This is a genomic window from Limnohabitans sp. YIMB22184 (assembly GCF_048020265.1).
Classification (GTDB): Bacteria; Pseudomonadota; Gammaproteobacteria; order Burkholderiales; family Burkholderiaceae_C; genus Limnohabitans_A.
Genome location: NZ_CP171843.1, coordinates 422,139 through 444,585 on the forward strand (window position 1 = coordinate 422,139; position 22,447 = coordinate 444,585).

23 protein-coding genes are annotated in these 22,447 nt (G+C 61.2%); 19 read left to right on the plus strand and 4 right to left on the minus strand.

Annotated features, from left to right (window positions below):
- The 9 genes from ACHEXL_RS01965 (at position 1) to aspS (ending at position 8,954) form a co-directional block, all read left to right on the plus strand.
- Positions 1–420, plus strand: a complete 420-nt coding sequence (locus tag ACHEXL_RS01965) for a gamma-butyrobetaine hydroxylase-like domain-containing protein (RefSeq protein WP_416560383.1) — start codon at positions 1–3, stop codon at positions 418–420.
- A gap of 10 nt (positions 421–430) precedes the next feature.
- Positions 431–1,162 (plus strand): bifunctional demethylmenaquinone methyltransferase/2-methoxy-6-polyprenyl-1,4-benzoquinol methylase UbiE, encoded by a 732-nt coding sequence (gene ubiE / locus ACHEXL_RS01970; protein ID WP_108427570.1) that lies wholly within the window; start codon positions 431–433, stop codon positions 1,160–1,162.
- Between the two features lie 38 nt (positions 1,163–1,200).
- Positions 1,201–2,193: a Tim44 domain-containing protein gene (locus tag ACHEXL_RS01975; RefSeq protein ID WP_416560384.1), complete on the plus strand. Its 993-nt coding sequence runs from the start codon at positions 1,201–1,203 to the stop codon at positions 2,191–2,193.
- A 48-nt stretch (positions 2,194–2,241) separates the two neighbouring features.
- Positions 2,242–2,790: a hypothetical protein gene (locus ACHEXL_RS01980; protein WP_416560385.1), complete on the plus strand. Its 549-nt coding sequence runs from the start codon at positions 2,242–2,244 to the stop codon at positions 2,788–2,790.
- Positions 2,787–4,364, plus strand: a complete 1,578-nt coding sequence (gene ubiB, locus ACHEXL_RS01985; RefSeq protein WP_416560386.1) for a ubiquinone biosynthesis regulatory protein kinase UbiB — start codon at positions 2,787–2,789, stop codon at positions 4,362–4,364. Before ACHEXL_RS01980 ends, ubiB begins: the two co-directional genes overlap by 4 nt.
- 24 nt (positions 4,365–4,388) lie before the next feature.
- A complete protein-coding gene (locus tag ACHEXL_RS01990; RefSeq protein ID WP_416560387.1) occupies positions 4,389–5,864 on the plus strand; it encodes a sodium:solute symporter family protein in 1,476 nt (491 codons plus the stop codon).
- A gap of 193 nt (positions 5,865–6,057) precedes the next feature.
- Positions 6,058–6,378, plus strand: a complete 321-nt coding sequence (locus ACHEXL_RS01995; RefSeq protein ID WP_416560388.1) for an FmdB family zinc ribbon protein — start codon at positions 6,058–6,060, stop codon at positions 6,376–6,378.
- Positions 6,379–6,414: 36 nt separating this feature from the next.
- Positions 6,415–7,092, plus strand: coding sequence for a DUF502 domain-containing protein (locus ACHEXL_RS02000; RefSeq protein WP_291923813.1), 678 nt, complete (start codon positions 6,415–6,417; stop codon positions 7,090–7,092).
- 47 nt (positions 7,093–7,139) lie between these two features.
- Complete coding sequence (aspS, locus tag ACHEXL_RS02005; RefSeq protein ID WP_416560389.1) at positions 7,140–8,954, plus strand: aspartate--tRNA ligase; 1,815 nt, start codon at positions 7,140–7,142, stop codon at positions 8,952–8,954.
- Between the two features lie 247 nt (positions 8,955–9,201).
- Here the strand turns inward: aspS and ACHEXL_RS02010 are convergent, their stop codons facing one another.
- Entirely contained in the window at positions 9,202–9,618 is a 417-nt protein-coding gene (locus tag ACHEXL_RS02010; protein WP_416560390.1) for an RNA recognition motif domain-containing protein, read from the minus strand.
- 452 nt (positions 9,619–10,070) lie between these two features.
- Here ACHEXL_RS02010 and katG point away from each other — a divergent pair, with 452 nt between their 5' ends.
- Entirely contained in the window at positions 10,071–12,230 is a 2,160-nt protein-coding gene (gene katG, locus ACHEXL_RS02015) for a catalase/peroxidase HPI (protein WP_416560391.1), read from the plus strand.
- A 35-nt stretch (positions 12,231–12,265) separates the two neighbouring features.
- Here the strand turns inward: katG and ACHEXL_RS02020 are convergent, their stop codons facing one another.
- The gene (locus ACHEXL_RS02020; RefSeq protein ID WP_416560392.1) at positions 12,266–12,883 is read right to left on the minus strand and encodes an ABC transporter ATP-binding protein; all 618 of its coding nucleotides are present in this window, start codon (positions 12,881–12,883) and stop codon (positions 12,266–12,268) included.
- A gap of 50 nt (positions 12,884–12,933) precedes the next feature.
- Here ACHEXL_RS02020 and nudB point away from each other — a divergent pair, with 50 nt between their 5' ends.
- From nudB to ACHEXL_RS02050, 6 genes are all read left to right on the plus strand, one after another.
- Positions 12,934–13,392 (plus strand): dihydroneopterin triphosphate diphosphatase, encoded by a 459-nt coding sequence (gene nudB / locus ACHEXL_RS02025; RefSeq protein WP_416561293.1) that lies wholly within the window; start codon positions 12,934–12,936, stop codon positions 13,390–13,392.
- A complete protein-coding gene (locus tag ACHEXL_RS02030) occupies positions 13,389–14,144 on the plus strand; it encodes an endonuclease/exonuclease/phosphatase family protein (protein ID WP_416560393.1) in 756 nt (251 codons plus the stop codon). Before nudB ends, ACHEXL_RS02030 begins: the two co-directional genes overlap by 4 nt.
- A gap of 14 nt (positions 14,145–14,158) precedes the next feature.
- Positions 14,159–15,373 carry a cardiolipin synthase ClsB gene (clsB, locus tag ACHEXL_RS02035; protein ID WP_416560394.1) on the plus strand — a complete coding sequence of 405 codons (1,215 nt, stop codon included), beginning with the start codon at positions 14,159–14,161 and terminating at the stop codon, positions 15,371–15,373.
- A gap of 85 nt (positions 15,374–15,458) precedes the next feature.
- Positions 15,459–16,187, plus strand: coding sequence for a GTP cyclohydrolase I (gene folE / locus ACHEXL_RS02040; RefSeq protein ID WP_416560395.1), 729 nt, complete (start codon positions 15,459–15,461; stop codon positions 16,185–16,187).
- 3 nt (positions 16,188–16,190) lie between these two features.
- The gene (locus ACHEXL_RS02045) at positions 16,191–16,613 is read left to right on the plus strand and encodes a BLUF domain-containing protein (RefSeq protein WP_416560396.1); all 423 of its coding nucleotides are present in this window, start codon (positions 16,191–16,193) and stop codon (positions 16,611–16,613) included.
- 4 nt (positions 16,614–16,617) lie between these two features.
- The gene (locus ACHEXL_RS02050; RefSeq protein WP_416560397.1) at positions 16,618–17,433 is read left to right on the plus strand and encodes a DUF429 domain-containing protein; all 816 of its coding nucleotides are present in this window, start codon (positions 16,618–16,620) and stop codon (positions 17,431–17,433) included.
- Between the two features lie 18 nt (positions 17,434–17,451).
- Here the strand turns inward: ACHEXL_RS02050 and ACHEXL_RS02055 are convergent, their stop codons facing one another.
- Complete coding sequence (locus ACHEXL_RS02055) at positions 17,452–18,732, minus strand: DNA-directed DNA polymerase (RefSeq protein WP_416560398.1); 1,281 nt, start codon at positions 18,730–18,732, stop codon at positions 17,452–17,454.
- Positions 18,733–18,909: 177 nt separating this feature from the next.
- Here ACHEXL_RS02055 and ACHEXL_RS02060 point away from each other — a divergent pair, with 177 nt between their 5' ends.
- Genes ACHEXL_RS02060 through ACHEXL_RS02070 form a run of 3 tightly spaced genes read left to right on the plus strand, consistent with a single transcriptional unit; the run spans position 18,910 to position 20,744 of the window.
- Positions 18,910–19,308 (plus strand): cupin domain-containing protein, encoded by a 399-nt coding sequence (locus ACHEXL_RS02060; RefSeq protein WP_416560399.1) that lies wholly within the window; start codon positions 18,910–18,912, stop codon positions 19,306–19,308.
- Positions 19,309–19,312: 4 nt separating this feature from the next.
- Entirely contained in the window at positions 19,313–20,281 is a 969-nt protein-coding gene (locus ACHEXL_RS02065) for a putative transporter (protein WP_416560400.1), read from the plus strand.
- A 19-nt stretch (positions 20,282–20,300) separates the two neighbouring features.
- Positions 20,301–20,744, plus strand: a complete 444-nt coding sequence (locus ACHEXL_RS02070) for an SRPBCC family protein (protein ID WP_416560401.1) — start codon at positions 20,301–20,303, stop codon at positions 20,742–20,744.
- A gap of 6 nt (positions 20,745–20,750) precedes the next feature.
- Here ACHEXL_RS02070 and ACHEXL_RS02075 read toward each other — a convergent pair whose 3' ends face one another.
- On the minus strand, positions 20,751–22,436 hold the full coding sequence (locus tag ACHEXL_RS02075; RefSeq protein WP_416560402.1) for a SulP family inorganic anion transporter: 1,686 nt from the start codon (positions 22,434–22,436) through the stop codon (positions 20,751–20,753).
- Between the last annotated feature and the right edge of the window lie 11 nt (positions 22,437–22,447).

The following is a 22,447-nucleotide window of genomic DNA, read 5'->3' on the forward strand; positions in this document are numbered from 1 at the left end:
ATGGCCGGATTGAAAAAAGACATGCCCACGCCCGAGTCGCTGACCGTGCACGGTCAGACCAAGGTGCTGGAAATCGGGTTTTCTGACGGGGCGCAGTTCCGCATCCCCTTCGAGCTGATGCGCGTGTACTCGCCTTCGGCCGAGGTGCAGGGCCACGGCCCGGGCCAGGAAGTGTTGCAAACCGGCAAGCGCGAAGTCGGCATCGTCGAGATCGAACCCGTGGGCAACTACGCGGTCAAGCCCACGTTTTCAGACGGTCACGAGTCGGGCCTGTTCACCTGGGAGTACCTGTACTTTTTGGGTGATCAGCAAGAGGCTCTCTGGAAGCAGTACGAAGATCGCCTGCAAGCGGCGGGCATGAGCCGCGACGCACCCATGGTCGAAGCCGCAGCCGGTGGCAGTTGCAGCCACAAGCATTGAGGGCATCGGCATGAGCACCACCCATTTCGGTTTCAAAACCGTCGACGAAAAAGAAAAAGCCAAACACGTGCGCGGCGTGTTTGACTCGGTCGCGTCCAAATACGACGTGATGAACGACCTGATGTCCATGGGCTTGCACCGGGTGTGGAAGGCTTACACCGTGCAGGTGGCCAACCTGAAAGAGGGCGATCAGGTGCTGGACATTGCGGGCGGCACGGGCGATTTGTCGATGGCCTTTGCCAAAAAAGTCGGGGCCACCGGGCGCGTGGTGCACACCGACATCAACGAAGCCATGCTCACCACCGGGCGCGACCGCCTGGTCGACCACGGCCTGGCCCTGCCCACCCTGGTGTGCGATGCCGAAAAGCTGCCTTTCCCCGACAACCATTTCAACGTGGTCAGCGTGGCCTTTGGCCTGCGCAACATGACGCACAAGGATGTGGCGCTCAAGGAAATGTGCCGGGTGCTCAAGCCAGGCGGCAAGTTGCTGGTGCTGGAGTTTTCCAAAGTGGCCAAGCCGCTGGAAAAAGCCTACGACTGGTACAGCTTCAAGATCCTGCCCCGGCTGGGCCAGCTGGTGGCGGGTGACGCCGACAGCTACCGTTACCTGGCCGAATCCATCCGCATGCACCCCGGCCAGGAGGACTTGAAAACCCTTATGAAAAATGCCGGATTTGGCCATGTGGATTTTCACAATTTGTCGGCCGGGGTGGTAGCCTTGCATATGGGCATCAAGTGCTGAAGCCCACAAACCGCATTTTGATTTGAGTTGGAGACACCATGAACAAGTTGATGACACTGATGCTCGCGGGCGTGTTGGCCCTGGGCAGCTTGAACGCCGAGGCTGCTCGCCGCATGGGCGGTGGCAAGTCCATCGGTCAGCAATCGAATCAGGTCACCAAGCGTGATGCCGCGCCGCAAACGCCTGCCGCTCCCGCTCAAAACGCCGCACCTACCAATGCCGCCAAGCCTGCTGCTGCGCCTGCAGCGGCTGCGCCTAAGAAGCCTTGGGGTGCCATGTTGGGCGGTTTGGCTGCCGGTCTGGGGCTGGCCTGGTTGGCCAGCTCGCTGGGCATGGGTGAAGCCTTTGGCAACATCCTGATGGCCTTGCTGATTGGCGTGGCCGTGCTGGCCGTCATCGGCATGATCATGCGGGCCCGCCGCGGTGGTGCTGCGCAGATGGGTGGAACCGGCGGTCTGGCTTACCAGGGCGCAGGGGCATCTGCCGAAAATCCTGCCACCCTCAAACAGTACAGCCCGCAAAATGTCGGCAACGACGCCTCGGCCCGTCCCTGGGAAGGCCAAAACACCCGTTTCGACAGCTCGGCTGCAGCGCAAACCAGTGGCTCCATGATTGGTGCGGCATTGGGTGGTTCGCAAAGCTGGGGCATCCCGGCCGGTTTTGACGTGGACGGTTTTGTGACCGCTGCCAAGCGCAACTTTGTGACCTTGCAAGACGCCTGGGACCGTTCGGACATCACGGCTTTGCGCTCGATGATGACCGACGCCATGGTGGTGGAAATCCGCAACCAGCTGTCCGAGCGCGAAGCGCAGTTCCCCGGTCAGCCCAACAAGACCGAAGTGGTCATGCTCGACGCCCAGCTGCTGGGCATTGAAGAGCAGGCCGATGCCTACCTGGCCAGCGTCGAGTTCAACGGCATGATCCGCGAAGACGCCTCTTCAGGCCCCAGCCCTTTCCGTGAAGTCTGGAACATGACCAAATCCAAGCAAGGCGGCGGTTGGTTGGTCGCTGGCGTGCAAGCGCTGCAATAAAGCCCAGGTCCCTCGGGGGACCTGCACTTTCGGGAATAATCGGGGACTATGGCAACACAGTCCCCTTTTTCATGGGCCGCTCAAATGGCTCAGCAGTTCGGCTCTTCGTTTCAGCCCCCCGCCTGGGTGGTCGATGAGACGGTCAACCGCCTGGTCTTGTTTCTCAACCATGTGCTGATGAGCGAACCCGAGGCCATGGCCCGCCTCGCCCGCCAAAAAGGCCAGCGCATCGAGCTGGTTTGGGACCGCATGCAACTGCAATTGAGCCCCACGCCCGCTGGCCTGTTGGAGCGTGGCCGGTTTGAAGGCTTTGACCTGCGTTTGACGGTGACCGAAGAATCACCGGTTTCGCTCGCTTCGGCTTTGGCGCGAGGTGATAAACCCAAGGTGCGCATCGAAGGCGATGTGCAGCTGGCCGCCGAGGTCAACTGGCTGATCGACCATGTGCGCTGGGATGCCGAAGAGGACCTGGCCCGCTTGATCGGGGATGCCCCCGCGCACACCCTGGCACAAGCTGCCCGTCAGGCCATGATGGCCTTGCGCAGTTTTGTCGCTCAGCGCCCAGGCACTGGGCTGCGCACCGGCAGCGCAGCATGATGCGCTGGGGCCGTTTCGGGCGCGGTGCCTTCATTGTCTTCATCGTCCTGCGCTACGGCCTGGACGAGTTGGTGCTCTCCAGCTTTCAGAAACCCTGGATTCGCCTGCTGGCCCGCGTGCTCTCTGTGGGCCGTGACTTGCGTTCGCCCCGGGCGGTGCGCCTGCGCGAGGCGCTCGAGCGATTGGGTCCGATCTTTGTGAAGTTTGGCCAGGTGCTGTCCACCCGGCGCGATTTGCTGGCCCCCGACATCGCCGAAGAGCTGGCCAAGCTGCAAGACCGCGTGCCGCCTTTCAGCTCAACCATTGCGGTGGCCTCGATCGAGCGGGCCTTCAACCGCTCGGTGGACGACATCTTTGAAACCTTTGAGCGCGAGCCCGTGGCCAGCGCTTCCATTGCGCAAGTGCACTTTGCCACTTTGCGCAGCAAAACGGGTGAGCTGCGCGAAGTGGCCGTGAAGGTCCTGCGCCCCGGCATGCTGCCCGTCATCGACAAAGACCTGAGCCTCATGCGCATGATGGCTGGCTGGGTGGAAAACCTGAGCGCTGACGGCAAACGCCTCAAACCCCGCGAGGTGGTGGCCGAGTTTGATAAATACCTGCACGACGAGCTGGACCTGGTGCGCGAAGCGGCCAACGCCGCGCAGCTGCGCCGCAACATGCAAGGCCTCGATCTGGTGCTGATCCCCGAGATGATCTGGGACTTTTGCCACCCCGAGGTCATCGTCATGGAGCGCATGCATGGCGTGCCCATCAGCCAGGTCGACCGACTGCGCGAAGCGGGTGTGGACATCCCCAAGCTGGCCCGCGATGGCGTGACGCTGTTTTTCACGCAGGTGTTCCGCGACGGCTTTTTCCATGCCGACATGCACCCGGGCAACATCCAGGTGAGTCTCGCCCCAGAGACCTTTGGCCGCTACATCTCGCTGGACTTCGGCATCGTGGGCACGCTCACCGAGTACGACAAGGAATACCTGGCGCAAAACTTCACGGCGTTCTTTCGTCGCGACTACAAGCGCGTGGCAGAACTCCACATCGAGTCGGGCTGGGTGCCGGCTGAGACGCGGGTGGACGAGCTGGAGTCGGCCATTCGCGCGGTGTGCGAGCCTTACTTTGACCGCCCACTCAAGGAAATTTCGCTGGGCATGGTGTTGATGCGTTTGTTCCAGACCTCTCGCCGCTTTCAGGTCGAGATCCAGCCACAGCTGGTGCTGCTGCAAAAAACCCTGCTCAACATCGAAGGCCTGGGCCGCGACTTGGACCCGGAACTGGACCTGTGGAGCACGGCCAAGCCTTTCTTGGAAACCTGGATGCTCGAGCAGATCGGCCCCAAAAAGCTCTGGGAAGAACTCAAGGCCCAAGCCCCGCACTACGCCAAGCTGCTGCCGCAGTTGCCGCGCTTGCTGCACGACTACCTGCAAAAGCCGCGCACCAGCGATGCCAAGCAGATCGAGCTGCTGCTGGCCGAGCAACGCCGCACCAATAAACTGCTGCAAACCCTGATTTACGCCGGGTTGGGCTTTGTGGTTTCCTTGGTCGTTTTACAGGTGGGTATGCACCTGCAGTTGTTCATCTGAATTTGAAATCTGGAGGTGTCGCAGGTGTTGCTGACTTTTGTGATCGCTTACTTGGCCGTGACCATCGGCATCGGTTTGTTGGCTGCACGCCGGGTCCATGGCGCCAAGGATTACCTGGTGGCAGGCCGCAGCTTGCCTCTCTACATGAACGTGGCCACCGTGTTTGCTACCTGGTTCGGTGCCGAGACGGTCCTGTCGGTGTCTGCCACCTTTGCCAAAGATGGCCTGAACGGCATCCCTGGCGATCCCTTTGGTGCCACCGTCTGCCTGGTGCTAGCCGCACTGCTCTTTGCCAAGCTGTTTTACCGCCTGAACCTGCTCACCATTGGCGACTTCTATAAGGTTCGTTACGGCAAGTCGGTGGAGGTGCTCACCAGCGTGGCGATCGTGCTGTCTTACCTGGGCTGGACCTCGGCGCAGTTGACGGCGCTGGGCCTGGTCATCCATGTGCTCTCGTCCGGGGCGATTGACCTGAACCACGCCATCATGATGGGCGCGGCCGTGGTGCTGGTCTACACCGTGTTTGGCGGCATGTGGTCGGTGGCTTTCACCGATTTGTTCCAGACCGTGGTGATTGTGGTGGGCCTGATCCTGGTGGCCACCCTGGTGGGGGGCAATGCAGGCGGCTTTGAGAAGGTGGTGGCGCAAGCGGCCGCAGACGGGAAGTTCGACATGTTCCCGGCCGACATGGATGCCGCCGCCTGGTGGGCCATGGCCGGTGCTTTCTTTGCATTTGCCTTTGGCTCCATCCCACAGCAGGACGTGTTTCAGCGCATGACCAGTGCCAAGGACGAAAAAACCGCCGTTCGCGGCACGATCATCGGTGGCCTGATGTACTTTGTGATCGCTTTCATTCCGCTGTACATCGCTTATGCGGCACTGATTGCCCACCCCGAGCTCAAGGCCTTGTTCGAGTCTGAAGACGCCCGCACCATCCAGCGCATCCTGCCCGATCTGGTGCTGGGCAAGATGCCCATGTGGGCGCAGATTTTGTTTTTTGGTGCCTTGCTCTCGGCCATTTTGTCCACCGCCAGCGGCGCTTTGTTGGCCCCCACGGCGACCTTCACCGAGAACGTCCTCAAGCCTTTTGTGCCCCACATGAGCGACCGCCAATTCTTGCTGCTGTTGCGCGTCATCCTGGTGACCTTCACCTCGTTCGCCTTGCTGTTTGCCCTCAACAGCACCAGCACCATGTATGAAATGGTGCAAAACGCCTATAACGTCACATTGACTGGTGCCTTTGTCCCGCTGGTGGCCGGAGCCTTCTGGCGGCGTGCCAACACGCAAGGAGCCTTGTTCTCGGTGGTGTCGGGCGTGGGCACTTGGCTGGTCTTCAACTTCCTGGCACCGGAGACCCTGGTGCCGGCCAACTTGCTGGGGCTGATGGCGTCCATTTTGGGCATGCTCCTGGGTTCTTTGGCGCCCAGCGTAATCGCCAACCAAGGGCAGTCCATGGCCAGTGCCTTGGGGCACGCCGAGCAAGACAGTTCCAATCGTTGAGATGGCTTGTCTGCGCAGTGGCTTGGGCGGCCACTGTTGCGAGGTGCGGACTTGGTCTGCAGCGCTCTTTGGTCTCTGCACATGCCGTGATACAGCACGGCAGCGGTGGCGCCTCCTTGACACTCAGGCCTTGAAGACCGTTGCCAAGCCTATAATTGAAGGTTTTCTTGCATCACCCTCAAAGGCTCTTCTCATGCCCATTTACGCTTACAAATGCGACGCCTGCGGCCATGCCAAGGATGTTCTGCAAAAAATGAGTGACGCACCCCTGACCGATTGCCCGGCTTGCGGTGCCCCCAAATTCAGCAAACAGCTCACCGCTCCGGGTTTCCAGCTCAAGGGTACGGGCTGGTACGCCACCGATTTCAAGGGCGGCGGCGCCGCTGCCGTGCCTGCTGCTGCAGGCTCTGCAGCAGATGCGGCAACACCTGCACCCGCAGCGGCTGCCGATACTGCTGCCCCCGCTGCAACGGCCAGTGCAGCAGGTTGTGCCGTGTCTTGCGCCTGCCATTGATTTTTTGAGCCCTGACCTCACCGATTGCCCCACCCCATGAAACAACGCAGCTTCAAACAGTACTTCATCACCGGTTTGCTGGTGTGGCTGCCCATGGGTATCACCGTGTGGGTGCTCATGTGGTTGGTCGGCATGCTCGACGCCATCTTTTTGGCGGTGCTGCATGCGGCCGACACCTTGATCCCCGGCGTCCATGCCAGCGCCGAGTACCTGCGGGGTATCCCCGGCTTGGGCGTGGCGATTGTGGCGGTGGTCATTTTTGCCACGGGTGTATTTGTGGCCAACATGTTTGGCCAGTGGTGGCTGCGCAAATGGCACGGCCTGATGAACCGCATTCCGGTGGTGCGCAGCATCTACACCAGCGTCAAGCAGGTGGCTGACACCTTGTTTTCGGGCAGTGGGAATGCGTTTTCCAAAGCCTTGCTGGTGCAGTATCCGCGCCAGGGCTCGTGGACCATCGCCTTCTTGACCGGCAGCCCCGGGGGTGAAGTGGCCAAACACTTGGGCCAGCCCATGGTCAGCGTCTATGTGCCCACCACGCCCAACCCGACCTCGGGCTTTTTCCTGATGATGCCCAAGGCCGATGTGATCGAACTCGACATGAGTGTTGACGACGCCCTCAAGTACATCATTTCCATGGGCGTCGTGGCACCTCCCGCCACCGCTGCTCCGAAGCCTGCCGCAGCCGCACCGGTCTCATCCAATCCGGTTTGATACGGCCCTTTTGTCTCTATTTTTGCGAATCCTGAAAGTCCCACAACATGTCCATGCGTTCCCACTATTGCGGTCTGGTGACCGAAGCCCTGACCGGTCAAACCGTGAGCCTGTGCGGCTGGGTCAACCGTCGCCGTGACCATGGCGGCGTGATCTTCATTGACCTGCGTGACCGCGAAGGCTATGTGCAGGTGGTGTGCGACCCCGACCGTCCCGACATGTTCAAGGTGGCCGAAGACGTGCGCAACGAGTTTTGCGTGCAGATCAAAGGCGTGGTGCGTGCCCGCCCCGAAGGCACGACCAACGACAACCTCAAAAGCGGCAAGATCGAAGTGCTGTGCCATGAGCTGATCGTCCTCAACGCGTCGGTCACGCCGCCTTTCCAGATCGATGAAGACAACCTGTCCGAAACCACCCGCCTGACCCACCGCGTGCTGGACCTGCGCCGTCCCTACATGCAAAACAACCTGATGCTGCGCTACCGCGTGGCCATGGAAGTGCGCAAGTACCTCGATGAAAACGGCTTTGTGGACATCGAGACTCCCATGCTCACCAAGAGCACGCCCGAAGGTGCGCGCGATTATCTGGTGCCCAGCCGCGTGCACGACGGCCAGTTTTTCGCGCTGCCCCAGTCGCCCCAGCTGTTCAAGCAGCTCTTGATGGTGGCCGGTTATGACCGTTACTACCAGATCACCAAGTGCTTCCGCGACGAAGACCTGCGTGCGGACCGACAGCCCGAATTCACCCAGATCGATATCGAAACCTCCTTCCTGACCGAAGAAGAAATCCGCGACATGTTCCAGGGCATGATCAAACGCGTGTTCCAAAACACCATCGGCGTGGACCTGGGCGAGTTCCCGGTCATGACCTACCAGGACGCGATGCACATCTACGGCTCGGACAAGCCCGACCTGCGCGTGAAACTGCAGTTCACCGAAGTGACCGATGTCATGGGCGACGTCGACTTCAAGGTGTTCTCGGGTGCAGCCAACATGAAAGGCGGCCGTGTGGTGGCCTTGCGTGTACCGAACGGCTCGGTTGAAGGCGGCGGCATCAGCCGTGGCGAAATCGACGCTTACACCGAGTTCGTCAAAATTTACGGTGCCAAGGGCCTGGCCTACATCCGCGTCAATGACCTGTCCAAAGGCCGTGACGGTTTGCAGTCGCCCATCGTCAAGAACATCCACGACGCGGCATTGAATGCCGTGCTGGAGCGCTCGGGCGCGCAAAACGGCGACCTGATCTTCTTCGGTGCCGACAAGGCCAAGATCGTCAACGACGCCATCGGTGCCTTGCGCATCAAGATCGGCCACAGTGAGTTCGGCAAGAAAAATGGTTTGTTCGAAGACCGTTGGGCCCCGATGTGGGTGGTCGACTTCCCGATGTTCGAGTTCGATGACGAAAGCCAGCGCTATACCGCCGTGCACCACCCCTTCACTGCGCCCAAGGACGGCCACGAAGACTGGATGGTCACCGCGCCCGAGAAGTGCATTTCCAAGGGCTACGACATGGTGCTCAACGGCTGGGAAATGGGTGGTGGCTCGGTCCGTATCCACCGCGCCGACGTGCAACAGAAAGTGTTTGACGCCTTGAAGATCACGCCTGAAGAAGCCCAGCTCAAGTTCGGCTTCCTGCTCGACGCATTGCAATATGGCGCACCGCCACACGGCGGCTTGGCTTTCGGTCTGGACCGCATCGTCACCTTGATGACCGGCGCTGAGTCCATCCGTGACGTGATCGCTTTCCCCAAGACCCAACGTGCCCAGTGTTTGCTCACGCAAGCGCCGAGCCCGGTGGACGAAAAGCAATTGCGCGAATTGCATATCCGTCTGCGCAACGTGGACGCGGTCAAAGCCGCCTGAGCTTCGCTGACCGCATCAGTACCAACGCCACCTTCGGGTGGCGTTGGTGTTTGTGGCGCAGTCTTTTCCAACTGCGCCAGCCAGCGCAGTGCACCGGTCGTCTGAAATATGGGCAGAGCGACAGCAAAAGGCCCACAAAAAAGGCCTCAAAACCGAAGTCTTGAAGCCTTTGATGCTTGGGCTCAGCGTAAAAACTGAGCCAGAGGGTTGTTCACGGCATCACGGCCGTGAACGGGGTTTGCAGGGCTTAGTAGCCGCCGCGACCGCCACCACCGTAGCCGCCACCGCCGGAGCGATCGCCACCACCGCCGTAGCCGCCGGAACGGCCGCCGCCGTAGCCGCCACCGCCGGAGCGATCACCGCCACCGCCGTAACCGCCGCCACCACCGAAGCCGCCGGTGCGGGGAGGACGTGCCTCCATCGGACGGGCTTCGTTCACGGTGATGCTGCGGCCACCCAAAGACTGGCCGTTCATGCCAGCGATAGCAGCTTGTGCTTCGGCATCGCTGCCCATTTCCACAAAACCGAAACCTTTGGAGCGACCGGTGTCGCGCTCCATCATGACTTTGGCGCTGGTAATGGCGCCGAATTCGCCGAAGGCCTGTTGCAGGTCTTCGTCGCGAACGGTGTACGGCAGGTTGCCGACGTAAAGTTTATTGCCCATGGGGACTCCTCAGAAATACAAAAAAACAAAGCGATGGGGTCCCGAAAGCACAACAAACTGAAAACTGCCGCCGTAGCGCGCGAAACTGACCGATCACCTGACTTGTGCCGTTTTTTATGACGTACACGCACGCATTATGGGGCATAGCGAAGAAAAGGGGGGAACAAGTGCCATCGCTTGTTCTATGCCCTCGTTTTTTGAAGGTGTCTTCGAGCCATTTGTGCATGAGCGAAAGCGCAGGCGTAACCGCGCAAGCCCCGTGCTGTGTGGCTTGGCGAACGTTCATGGGCATTGGCTATGACGGTCATAAAAAAATATGCGTCTTCTGTCACACATGCATGCGTAAACTGAGCCATCGGATGTGAAAGATATTTTTCTTTCTGCAGCGGCTTCCACAAGACCGTGATCGCCAACACCGAACCTCGAAACATCCACAACGAAGGAAGCTCACCATGACCCCAAATTCCACCACCGCAGGCCAATGTCCTGTCATGCACGGTGCGAACACTCACAACGACACAGCTAACGCCGCCAAGGCGTGGTGGCCCAAGGCGTTGAACCTGGACATCTTGCACCTGCATGACACCAAGACCAACCCCATGGGGGCCGACTTCAACTACCGCGAAGAAGTCAAAAAGCTGGATGTGCCCGCGCTCAAGAAAGACCTGACCGCGCTCATGACCGACAGCCAGGACTGGTGGCCTGCCGATTGGGGGCATTACGGTGGTTTGATGATCCGCATGGCCTGGCATGCCGCAGGCACTTACCGTATTGCCGATGGCCGTGGCGGCGCGGGCAAGGGCAACCAGCGTTTTGCACCGCTGAATTCCTGGCCCGACAATGCCAACCTCGACAAAGCGCGTCGCCTGCTCTGGCCGATCAAGAAGAAATACGGCAACCGCATCAGTTGGGCCGATTTGATCGTGCTGGCCGGTAACGTGGCTTATGAATCGATGGGCCTCAAGACCTACGGTTTTGCCTTTGGCCGTGAAGACATCTGGCACCCTGAGCAAGACATTTATTGGGGCTCTGAAAAAGAATGGTTGGCTTCGAGCCGTTACGCTGGTGACCAGCGTGAGACCTTGGAAAACCCCTTGGCCGCTGTGCAAATGGGTTTGATTTATGTGAACCCTGAAGGCGTCAACGGCCAGCCCGATCCGCTGCGCACCGCGCAAGACGTGCGCTTGACATTTGCCCGCATGGCCATGGACGACGAAGAAACCGTGGCCTTGACGGCAGGCGGTCACACCGTGGGCAAAGCACATGGCAACGGCCAGGCGCAAAACCTGGGCCCCGCACCAGAAGGTGCCGACGTGAATGAACAGGGCCTGGGCTGGATGAACCACAGCACACGCAGTGTGGGTCGTGACACCGTGACCAGCGGCATCGAAGGTGCTTGGACCACCCACCCCACGCAGTGGGACAACGGCTATTTCCATTTGCTGCTCAACTACGAGTGGGAACTGACCAAGAGCCCAGCCGGTGCCAACCAGTGGCAGCCCATCGACATCAAGCCAGAAGATATGCCGGTCGATGTGGAAGACCCGTCGATTCGCGTGCAACCCATGATGACCGACGCCGACATGGCCATGAAAATGGACCCGGCCTACCGCGTGATCTCAGAGCGTTTTCACAAAGACCCCGCGTATTTCACCAAGGTTTTTGCCCGTGCCTGGTTCAAGCTCACCCACCGTGACCTGGGCCCCAAAGCCCGTTACATCGGCCCCGAAGTACCGCAAGAAGACCTGATCTGGCAGGACCCGGTGCCTGCGGGCAGGGCCGACTACGACGTGGCCGCAGTCAAAGCCAAAATTGCAGCCAGCGGCCTGAGCGTGAGCGAGATGGTGACCACCGCTTGGGACAGTGCCCGCACCTTCCGCCACTCTGACAAGCGTGGCGGTGCCAACGGTGCACGCATTCGCCTGGCTCCGCAAAAAGACTGGGAAGGGAACGAGCCTGCCCGTCTGGCCAAAGTGTTGGGCATCCTCGAAGGCATTGCCAAGGACAGCGGCGCCAGCGTGGCCGATGTGATCGTGCTGGCCGGCAACGTGGGTGTGGAGCAGGCCATCCAAGCGGCAGGCTTTGATATTCCCGTGCCCTTCCAGCCCGGACGTGGCGACGCCAGCGAGGCCATGACCGATGCCGAATCGTTTGCGGTGCTCGAACCGATCCACGACGGTTTCCGCAACTGGGTCAAGCAACACTACGCCGTCAGCCCCGAAGAGTTGCTGCTCGACCGCGCCCAACTCATGGGTCTGACCGCGCACCAGATGACGGCCCTGATCGGCGGCATGCGCGTGCTGGGCACCAACCACGGCGGCAGTCAGCACGGTGTGTTCACTGACCGGGTGGGGGTCTTGAGCAACGACTTCTTTGTGGCCTTGACCGACATGGCTTACCAGTGGAAGTCCACGGGGCGCAACTCGTACGACATCTGCGACCGCAAAACAGGCCAGGCCAAGTGGACGGCCAGCCGGGTGGATTTGGTGTTTGGCTCCAACTCGGTCTTGCGGGCTTATGCCGAGGTCTACGCGCAAGACGACAACCGCGAGAAGTTGGCGCGGGACTTCGTGGCTACCTGGACCCAGGTGATGAACGCCGACCGCTTCTGAAGTGGCTTTGACGTGAAGGCCGCAAGGCCTTCACGTCATGTCGGTGCGCTCAGGTACAGCACGCTGGTCAGCGGCAAATCGTCCGGCGCTTCGTAATCGGCCACGATCCAGGCGCGGTCAGTTGCTTCAGCGGCTTCTCGCAAAAACGCCTTGATGGTCTTGACCGAGTTCTGGTCGAGCGAGACAAAGGGCTGGTCCAGCAGGGTCACCGTTGCACCCGAGGCCAGGCCGGCGATCAACATGACCTTGCGGCGGGTGCCAGTGGAGAGCATGTAAAGCGGTTTGTGCCGATGCCTTTCCATGTCGAGCGCTTCGGACAAGTCTTGCAGCAATGCGCAGTTCCATTGGGGGTAACGGGTGCGCCATTGTTCCCAGCAGGCTTGTACCGTGGTCTGGTCGTGTTCTGGGCCTTTCAGGTCTGCCCAAAACACCTCGCCTGGCGGCATGTGCACGCTTCCGCCGAGCGCTTGCAAATCTCCGGACAACAGACGCAACAGGCTGGTTTTGCCACAGCCTTCGTCCCCGCATACCCAGTGCAGGCCGGCAGACCATTTGAAACTCAGCCTTTGGATGACCGCATGGTCCGCTGGCCCGCCGCTGAGGGCGTGGGTTTGCAGCAAAAAAGGTGCAGAGGGTGTAGGTGAAGACGACATGGCGCAATCCTAGCAAGACCCGAGCTGCCTAGAATGGCTGCGTGACTTCCATGATCTACAAAATTCCCGAATCCGTGCTGGTGGTGATTTACACCCCTTGCGGACAGGTCTTGCTCATTTGCCGTGCCGATGCGGGCACCTGGCAGTCGGTCACCGGCAGCAAGGACCATCCGCAAGAAAGCTGGGCAGACACAGCGGTGCGCGAGGTGCAGGAAGAAACCGGTATCGATGCGCTGCACCCTGCTTGCCAATTGCAGGATTGGCAGCTGGAGAATGTGTACGAGATTTACCCGGCCTGGCGCTGGCGCTACCACCCCGAGGTCAGCCGCAACACCGAGCGGGTGTTTGGCTTGCGCGTGCCCGAGCCCAGCCCCATCACCTTGAGCCCTACCGAACACACCGAGTGGCAGTGGCTTCATTGGCAGGCGGCGGCAGACCATTGCTTTTCTGCCTCCAACGCCGAGGCCATCCTCATGCTGCCACGCTTTGACCAGCAGGTGGGCCGATGATGCCCCAGCGCCACGAGCACCCGGTCTTGCGGGTGGCCACTTACAACATCCACAAGGGTGTGCAAGGCTTGGGGCCAGCGCGGCGGCTGGAGATTCACAACCTGGGCCATGCGGTGGAGCAACTCGACGCCGACATCGTGTGCCTGCAAGAGGTGCGCCGCATGCACCGCCGCGAGGAGCGCTATTTTTCGCATTGGCCGAGCGTGCCGCAAGCCGATTACCTGGCCCCCGAAGGTTATGCGTCGGTGTACCGCACCAACGCCATCACCCGCCACGGCGAGCACGGCAATGCCTTGTTGTCGCGCTGGCCTGTGCTGTCACACCAGCACCAGGACATCTCGGACCACCGTTTTGAGCAGCGGGGTTTGTTGCACACCGAAGTGCAGGTGGTGGACCGCGTGGTGCATGTGATCGTGGTGCACCTGGGCCTGGTGCCTGCCAGCCGCTTGCGCCAGGTGGCGCAGTTGTTGGCGTTTGTTGACCAGACCATCCCTCCCGATGCACCTGTGCTGGTGGCGGGTGACTTCAACGATTGGGGTACCGGACTGGGGCGGCGCATGGCCAGCGCGGGTTTTCGCGAATGGCGCGAGCAGCCCACGCCCACCTACCCGTCGAGACTGCCGCTGAACCAGCTGGACCATGTGTATGCCCGTGGTTTGACGCCGCTTCATGCCATGGCCCCAACGGGGCGCATTTGGCAGCGCATGTCGGACCACTTGCCCCTGGTGGCCGAATTCGCCTGGATCGACTGACCATGCGCCACGGCATGTCTTTGCGAGATGGCCATCAGATTCGCCTGATCGAGGGGGGGCAGGCTTATTTTGAAGCGCTGGTGGCCGCCCTGGAACAGGCCCGGTCGCAGGTGCACATCGAGACCTATATTTTTGACTTTCATGGTGCCGCCTCGCGGGTGGCCGAGGCGCTCGAGCGTGCGGCCTTGCGGGGGGTGCGTGTCTGGGTGGTGGTCGATGGTGTGGGCACATTGGCTCTGCCCCTCGCGTGGCGGGAACGTTTTGCGCGAGCCGGGGTGGATTGGCGGATTTACTCGCCCCTGGGCACTTTGGGCTTGTTGATCCCCAGCCGTTGGCGGCGCTTGCACCGCAAGCTGTGCGTGATCGATGGCCATCTGGCTTTTTGTGGTGGCATCAACATCCTGGACGATTGGTACGACCCGCACCACGGCGCCTTGCTCCAGCCTCGGCTGGACTTTGCCGTTTGCGCGAGGGGGGCTTTGGTGCAACAGATGCAGGAAACCATGGCGCAGCTGTGGTGGCGCATTGAGGGGGTGCGGCATGTGCGGCAGCAACAGTTTCCGGAAGCTTTCAGTTCGTTTCGGGCAGCGGGCCTGCATGCGCCTTGGGTGCAGCACACTGAACCGCCTGAGGGGCACTTGGTGGCCAAGGCCGGGCTTTTGCTGCGTGACAACGTGCTCAACCGCAGCCAGATCGAGCGTGCCTATCTGAAGGCCATCGGTGCGGCCCGACACGAAATCGTCATCGCCAATGCCTACTTCCTGCCTGGTCGACGTTTGCGCAAGGCCCTGATCCATGCGGCGCAAAGGGGGGTGCGTGTGCGTTTGCTGCTGCAAGGGCGTTACGAATACTTCATGCAATACCACGCCGCCCGCCCGGTCTATGGGGTCTTGCTGGATGCGGGTGTCGAAATCCACGAGTACACCGCCAGTTTTTTGCACGCCAAGGTGGCCGTGGTCGATCCGGACAACGACAGGCCCTGGGCCACGGTGGGTTCCTCCAACCTGGACCCACTGAGCTTGCTGCTGGCGCGTGAGGCGAATGTGGTGGTGGCCGACAAAGCCTTTGCCAAGCAGCTGCACCAGCGCTTGCACCTGGCCATCGAGCAGCAAAGCACCGCGGTGGTGGCCGCCCATTACACCCAAAGGCCCTGGCACCAAAGACTGCGCGACCGCATCGCTTTCGGTTTGATGCGTTTGGCCTTGTTCCTGACCGGCAACCGCTATTGAGCGGGTGATCCCCCCCGCTCGTCATGGGCGTTTGCTGGTCGCGGGGGTGCGCCTCCCAATCGCTGTTACGATGATTGCCATGTTAATGAAAGTCCTAGACGCCATGACTGCTTCTGCTGCCACGCCCGAAGACGAAGGTGTACCTGTCTCCGTCAAGATCCGCGAGCGCATCCATGCTGCCCGCAAACGCTTCCACGCCAACGACAACATTGCCGAGTTCATTGAGCCCGGCGAGCTGGAACAGTTGCTGGACGAAGTCACCGACAAGATGGCGGGCGTGCTTGATAGCCTGGTGATCGACACGGTGAACGATCACAACACCGGCGACACCGCCCGCCGTGTGGCCAAAATGTATTTGAAGGAAGTCTTCAAGGGCCGCTATGTGGAAGGCCCCGAGATCACCGAATTCCCCAATGCCGAGCACCTGAACGAGCTGATGATCGTCGGCCCCATCACCGTGCGCAGTGCCTGCAGCCACCACTTTTGCCCTGTCATTGGCAAGATCTGGATCGGTGTGTTGCCCAACGAGCACACCAACGTGATTGGCCTGTCCAAATACGCCCGCTTGGCCGAATGGATCATGGGCCGCCCTCAGATCCAGGAAGAAGCCGTGGTACAACTGGCCGACCTGATTCAGCGCAAAACCCAGCCCGATGGTCTGGCCATCGTGATGGAAGCGAGCCACTACTGCATGGGCTGGCGCGGTGTGAAGGACATGGACAGCAAGATGATCAATTCGGTCATGCGTGGCGCATTCCTCAAAGACGTGAATCTGCGTCGTGAATTTTTGGCCCTGATTCCCGGAAGGAACTGAACCATGTTGGTCCGTTTGCTCTATGCCAGCCGCACGGTCGATCCGCGCCCTGAAACCATCGAATCCATCCTGGCCCAATCGCGCCAGTTCAATCCCAGCACCGGTATCACAGGTATTTTGTGTTACGGAGGTGGCATCTTCTTGCAGGCCATTGAGGGTGGACGCTTGGCCGTGAGCGAGCTCTACGGCCACATCCAAAAAGACCCGCGCCACACCGATGTCGTTTTGCTTCATTACGAAGAAATCGCTGAGCGCCGTTTTGGCGGTTGGACTATGGGCCAGGTGGACACATCGCGTGTCAACACCAACATCTTGCTCAAGTACTCCGAGCGTGCCGAACTGGACCCGTACAACGTGTCGGGCAAAGTCTCATTGGCGTTGCTTGAGGAGTTGATGGCCACGGCCTCCATCATCGGTAGGGCCTGAGCCCATGCAGCTGATTGGCTGCGATTTTTCCAGCAGCCCCACCAGACGCAAACCCATTGTGCTGGCGCAGGGCCAAGCCAGGCAGGGCCGGGTACAACTGCAGGCGCTGCAGACCTTTGACACGCTGAATGCTTTTGGCCAATGGCTGGCCCAGCCTGCCGATTGGGTGGGTGGTTTTGACCTGCCTTTTGGCCTGCCGCGTGAATTGGTGCAGGCCCTCGGCTGGCCCACCGACTGGGCTGCGTGCATGGACCACTACTGCGCCCTGGAGCGCCCCCAAATTCGCGAGCAGTTTGCAGCGTTTTGCAACGCCCGTCCGGTGGGTGGCAAGTTCGCGCACCGCGCAGCCGATAAACCCGCAGGCTCCAGCCCCTCCATGAAGTGGGTCAACCCGCCTGTGGCCTACATGCTGCACGCGGGTGTTCCTCTGTTGCGGCAGGCGGGCGTGCATTTGCCCGGTTTGCATGCGGGCGATGCTCGCCGCGTGGCGCTGGAGGCCTATCCTGGATTGTTAGCGCGTGAGGTGCTGGGCAACACCAGCTATAAAAGCGACGACAAAGCCAAACAAACGCCTGAGCGCTTATTGGCCCGGCGTGAACTCTTGAGCGCCTTGGAGCGCGGCCAGACCCGCCTGGGCCTGCGCCTGATGGCCAGCAATGCGCTGCTGGGCCGACTGGCCGATGATGCCAACGGCGACGCTTTGGACGCCACCTTGTGCCTGATGCAAGCGGCCTGGGCGCAACAGCAGCATGATGCGGGGCACCCGCAATATGGTTTACCGCCTTGTGATCCGCTTGAAGGCTGGATCGTCACAGCCTGAGCGGCATGGCGTTGGTGTTCAGCGTTCCGTCTCCAAGTCCGGAATACGGTTGAACGCGATGCGCATGGGCGCAGCGTCCAAAGCATGGTGGGCGCTGGCAAAGTACACCGCATTTTTGCCATGCGCACGGTTGAGCGCGTCCATCGCCGACATCAGCCGGGCCCGGTCTCGGTGGACTTCGTGGTTTTGTTTCGTCTGTGCAGCGCGGTCGGTGGGCGTTTCTTCCGGTGTTTCAAACAAATCGGGCGTGTGCTGACTCGCCAGCACCAGCCCGCACAGCTGCACCCCCACGGCCTTGGGGCGCTGCAGCTGGTGCAGGCCGCTGAACCACAGCGTGTCCAGCGTGTGCAGCAAAAAGCCCGTGTCTTGCGTCTCGCCCACATGGGCATAGCGCTCACCCCCCGCCTCACGCTGCCAGCGGTGTTCACAGCGCACAAACACCTGCATGGCCGTGGCATAAAAGCCCTGCTTGCGCAGCCGCATCGCGGCTTTTTGCGTCAGGCGGTGCAGCACTTCGCGGGCACCTGCGGGGTGGCGTAATTCGGGCGGCAGCACATGCGAATGCCCGAGCGACCGCGCTACCGTAGAGCGTGGTCCGTACCACTGGCCGCGCAGTTTGTCGTACATCTCGGACCCCGCCACACCGCCCCAGGCCGTGTGCAGCAAATCACGCGGCGCGGCATACAGCTGCGCCATCGTCTCGATGCCGCAGCGCGACAGGCGCTCGCGCATGCGCGGGCCAATGCCTTGCAGGGCCGAGAGCTTGAGGTGCAGCAGTCGCTCGGGTAATTCGTGCAGCTCGATGACCGTCATGCCATCGGGCTTGTGCATATCGCTTGCCAACTTGCCCAAGAGCGTGTTGGGCGCTATGCCAATGGACGTGCGCATGCACTCGCCCACCTCGGCCAGCAGCGCCTTTTTGATCTGCTGGGCCAGTGCCACCGCGCGTTCGCGCTCGCGCCAGCGGCCCGTCAACTCGCACTCCATCTCGTCAATGCTCACCACCTGCCGCACTTGTGCCAGCCGGTCCACCACGGCCACGGCCTGCTGGTGTACCTGCACATACTTGGCATGGTCGGCCAGCACCAGCGCAATGCCCGGGCACATGCGTTTGGCGTCCGCCACCCGGGTACCTGTCTTGACCCCAAAGGCCTTAGCTTCGTAACTGGCCGCAATGCAGCAGGACGAATCTGCCATGACCGGCACCACCCCGACCGGTCGCCCACGCAAGGCCGGATCGAGCTGCTGCTCGACCGAGGCGAAGTAACTGTTGAAGTCGATGAAAAGAGAGCGGAGCATGGGTCCGAATATACTGTAAATAAAAACAGTATATGAGACGCAGCTGCTTTAAAAACGCCAGACGCTTCAACGTGTGTGCGGCGTTGTGATCGTTGCCCAAAATGAAACCGAGGCACTGGGCCTTAGGATACGCACAAGGGTTGATACTCATTGGCCAAGACCTCCGAGGAGATATTCATGACAACACAAGGTTTTGCAGTGACCCACGCCAAGGACGCGCAGTTCGAAAAAGGGCTGCGCTCGTTTTTTGAATACCGCGATTTGGGCATGCGTGAGGCGACGGGCGGGCGCGTCACGGCCAGCGTGATCCGTGCTGCCGAAGGGGGTGCTTTTTCAAGCCAGCCGCATTTTCACAAGACGCAGTTTCAGTTGGTTTATGTGCTCAAGGGCTGGATCGAGTTCGAGTACGAAGGCCAGGGCGTGGTGAGGTTGGAGGCAGGTTCGTGCGTGCACCAGCCGCCTGAAATCCGCCACCGCGAACTGGGGCACAGCCACGATGTGGAGTTGCTGGAGGTGGTGCTGCCTGCTGACTTCGAGACCGTGACGGCGGACGACGTGAACCCGAAAGAGGTCTGAGCCGATGTTTCGCAGTTTTTTTCTCTCGCGTCGCTGGGCCTTGTGGGCCTGGGGCGGTTTGCTGGTGTTGGTGGCGCTGGTGTTCATCACGGTGCAGCAGACCGTGAAGCTCAACACTTGGTACGGTGAGTTTTACGACCTGCTGCAAAAGCCCGAGCAGGCGGGCGGGTTGGACAAGTTCTGGGGTTTCATGCAGCAGTTCGCATGGATCGCGTTCCCCTACATGCTGCTGCGCAGCCTGGAGACGTATCTGGCCTCGCATTACGCCTTTCGCTGGCGCCAGGCCATGACCGAGGTGTATTTGCCGCGGTGGCAACGCACGGCCCACACGGTCGAAGGCGCTTCGCAGCGCATTCAGGAAGACTGCATGCGTTTTGCCCGCCAGACCGAAAACCTGGGGCTGGGCCTGGTGCGGGCGCTGCTGACACTGGCTTCGTTCATTCCGATTTTGTGGGCACTGTCCAGCGGAATGGCCATTGCGTGGTTGCAGTTCGAGGGCTCGCTGTTTTGGGTGGCCTTGGTCACGGCGGTGGGCGGCACAGTGCTGTCTTGGTTTGTGGGCATTCGCCTGCCGGGGCTGGAGTACAACAACCAGCGGACCGAGGCCGCGCTGCGCAAAGACCTGGTGTATGCCGAAGACGACCGCAGCCGCATGGATTTGCCCACGGTGATGGGCCTGTTCACCGGTGTGCGGTTGAACAACTTTCGCTTGTTCAACCACTACGCTTACTTCCATTTGTGGAGCAATTTCTACAGCCAGACCATGGTGATTTTTCCGTATCTGCTGATGGGGCCGTCGCTGTTCACCGGGTTGATCACACTGGGCGTGATCCAGCAGGTCAGCAACGCGTTTGGCAAGGTGAACGAGGCGTTTTCCTACCTGATCGAGCGCTGGACCGACATCACCGAGCTGCGCTCGATTTACAAGCGACTGACCGAGTTTGAAGAAAGCCTTGCTGCAGGCGCACAATGATTTTTTGGAGATAACAGTCATGCCACACACCGTCAAATTCCAGCGCGTTTTCCGTGCGCCTGCCGAGCGCGTTTTTCGGGCCTTCGTCGACCCGGACGCGATGTGCAAGTGGCTGCCGCCGCATGGTTTCACGGGCCGTGTGCATGAGATGGATGCCCGCATCGGCGGGCGTTATCGCATGTCGTTCACCCATTTCGGAAGCGGGCAGTCACACAGCTTCGGGGGCACGTTTCTGGAGCTGGTGCCGGGTGAGCGTTTGAGCCACACCGACAGTTTTGACGATGCCAATTTGCCCGGCCAGATGGTGACCACCATCACTTTCAAGGCCGTGTCGGTGGGCACCGAGGTGAACATCGAGCAAGCCGGCATCCCCGACATGATTCCGCCAGAGGCTTGCTGTCTGGGTTGGCAGGAATCCTTGCAGCTTCTGGCCCTCTTGGTCGAGGCTGAGATCCCGACCTGACGGGACTCAGATCGCCGCAGCGGCGATGTCGGGCGGCAGCGGGTCTAGCGCTCTGAGGGCCAGCAAGGCCTCGGCATCGGTGCGGTAGAGCCTGAGTTGGGGGCCGTCGTGCAGCTCCCCGGCCCGGCGCAAGGCGGTCTCCACGGGCAGCTTGATGCCGCTGATGTGCAAGGTGATCCCCCGACTGCTCAGTTGGCGGTGCAACTGACCAAAGGTTTCCACACCCGTGGCGTCGACCCGGTTGATGGGCTGGGCAAACAGGCAAACATGGCGCACCTGAGGGTGTTGGGCCAGGTGGTCGGTGATGGCCCGCTCAAAATCACTCGAGGCCGCAAAGTCCAGCTCGGCATCCATGCGAAGGGCATAGAGGTTTTGCGCCAGAGGCGGCAGCTGCCACAGGTGCCGGTCGCGCAGGCTGCCGTCGGGGTGCAGGCCCACTTCGATGATGCGCGGGTGCAAGCGGGTGTGCAGGAAGTGGCTCAGCCCCACCAGCACACCGGTCATCACCCCCCAGTAAATGCGCGGGGCGGTGGCCAGGGTGATGGCAAAGGTCACGCCCGCCGTGAGGGTCTCCACCCGGTCAATGCGCCAGAGTTTCAGAAACTGCCGGGGCTGGAACAGGTTGAGCACGGCCACGATGACGGCGGCTGCCATGACCGAGCGCGGCACGAACTGCAGCGCAGGCATGAGGATCAGCAAGGCCAGCAGCACGAAGCCGACGGAGGCCACCACCGCCCAGCCTGAGCGCGCACCCGCATACAGCATGAGCGCCGAGCGCGAAAACGAGGTGCTGGTCGGGAAGCTGCCCGAGAACGCCGAAGCGAGCTTGGCCAGGCCCTGGCTGAAAAGTTCGGTGCTGTCGTCCCAGCGTTTGCCGTCGCGCTGGCACTCGATGCGGGCGCTGGAGGCGGTCTCCAGAAAGCTCACCAGCGCAATCACCATGGCGGGCACCCACAGCTGGTTGAGCATCTCCAGGCCTGGCCAATGCGGCCAGTAAAAGCTGGGTAAGCCCGAGGGCAGCAGGCCCACGATGGCGCCGTGCTCGGCATAGCCCGTGACATAACCCAGCGCCGAGGCAGCGCCCATCACCAGCATGATGCCCGGCCAGCGGGGCCTGAATTTGCGCAGCAAGAGCAGCACGGCCAGGCTGCCCAGCCCAAACAGGGCAGGCCAGCCTGTGAGCCAGTCGGACCATGTGGACACATCCCAGCGCCAGGCTTTGACGCCCAGCAAGGCAGGCACCTGCGAGGCCATGATCAACAAGGATGCGGCTTGTGTGAAGCCCATCATCACCGGGGCGCTGACCAGGTTGATGAGCCAGCCGTAATGGCCCAGACCCAGCAGCAGCTGGATGCCCCCCGACAACAGCGACAGCCATACGGCCAGCGAAACCCATTCGGCTGAGCCTGGCTCGGCCATGCCCGTGAGGGAGGCACCGATCAACACACAGGTGAGCGCTGCGGGACCCACCGACAAGCGGTTGGCGCTGCCAAACAGCACGGCCAGCAGGGCCGGAATCAGGCAGGCATAAAGCCCCGTGACCAGGGGCATACCGGCCAAACCGGCATAGGCCACGGCTTGCGGCACCATCACCAAGGCCACCGTCAGGCCGGCCAGCACCTCGGTGCGGGCCAGCGAGGCGGTCAGACGGGGCCAGTCTCGGAAGGTGAGAAATCTCTGTATATAAGCCATGTCCGATCTTA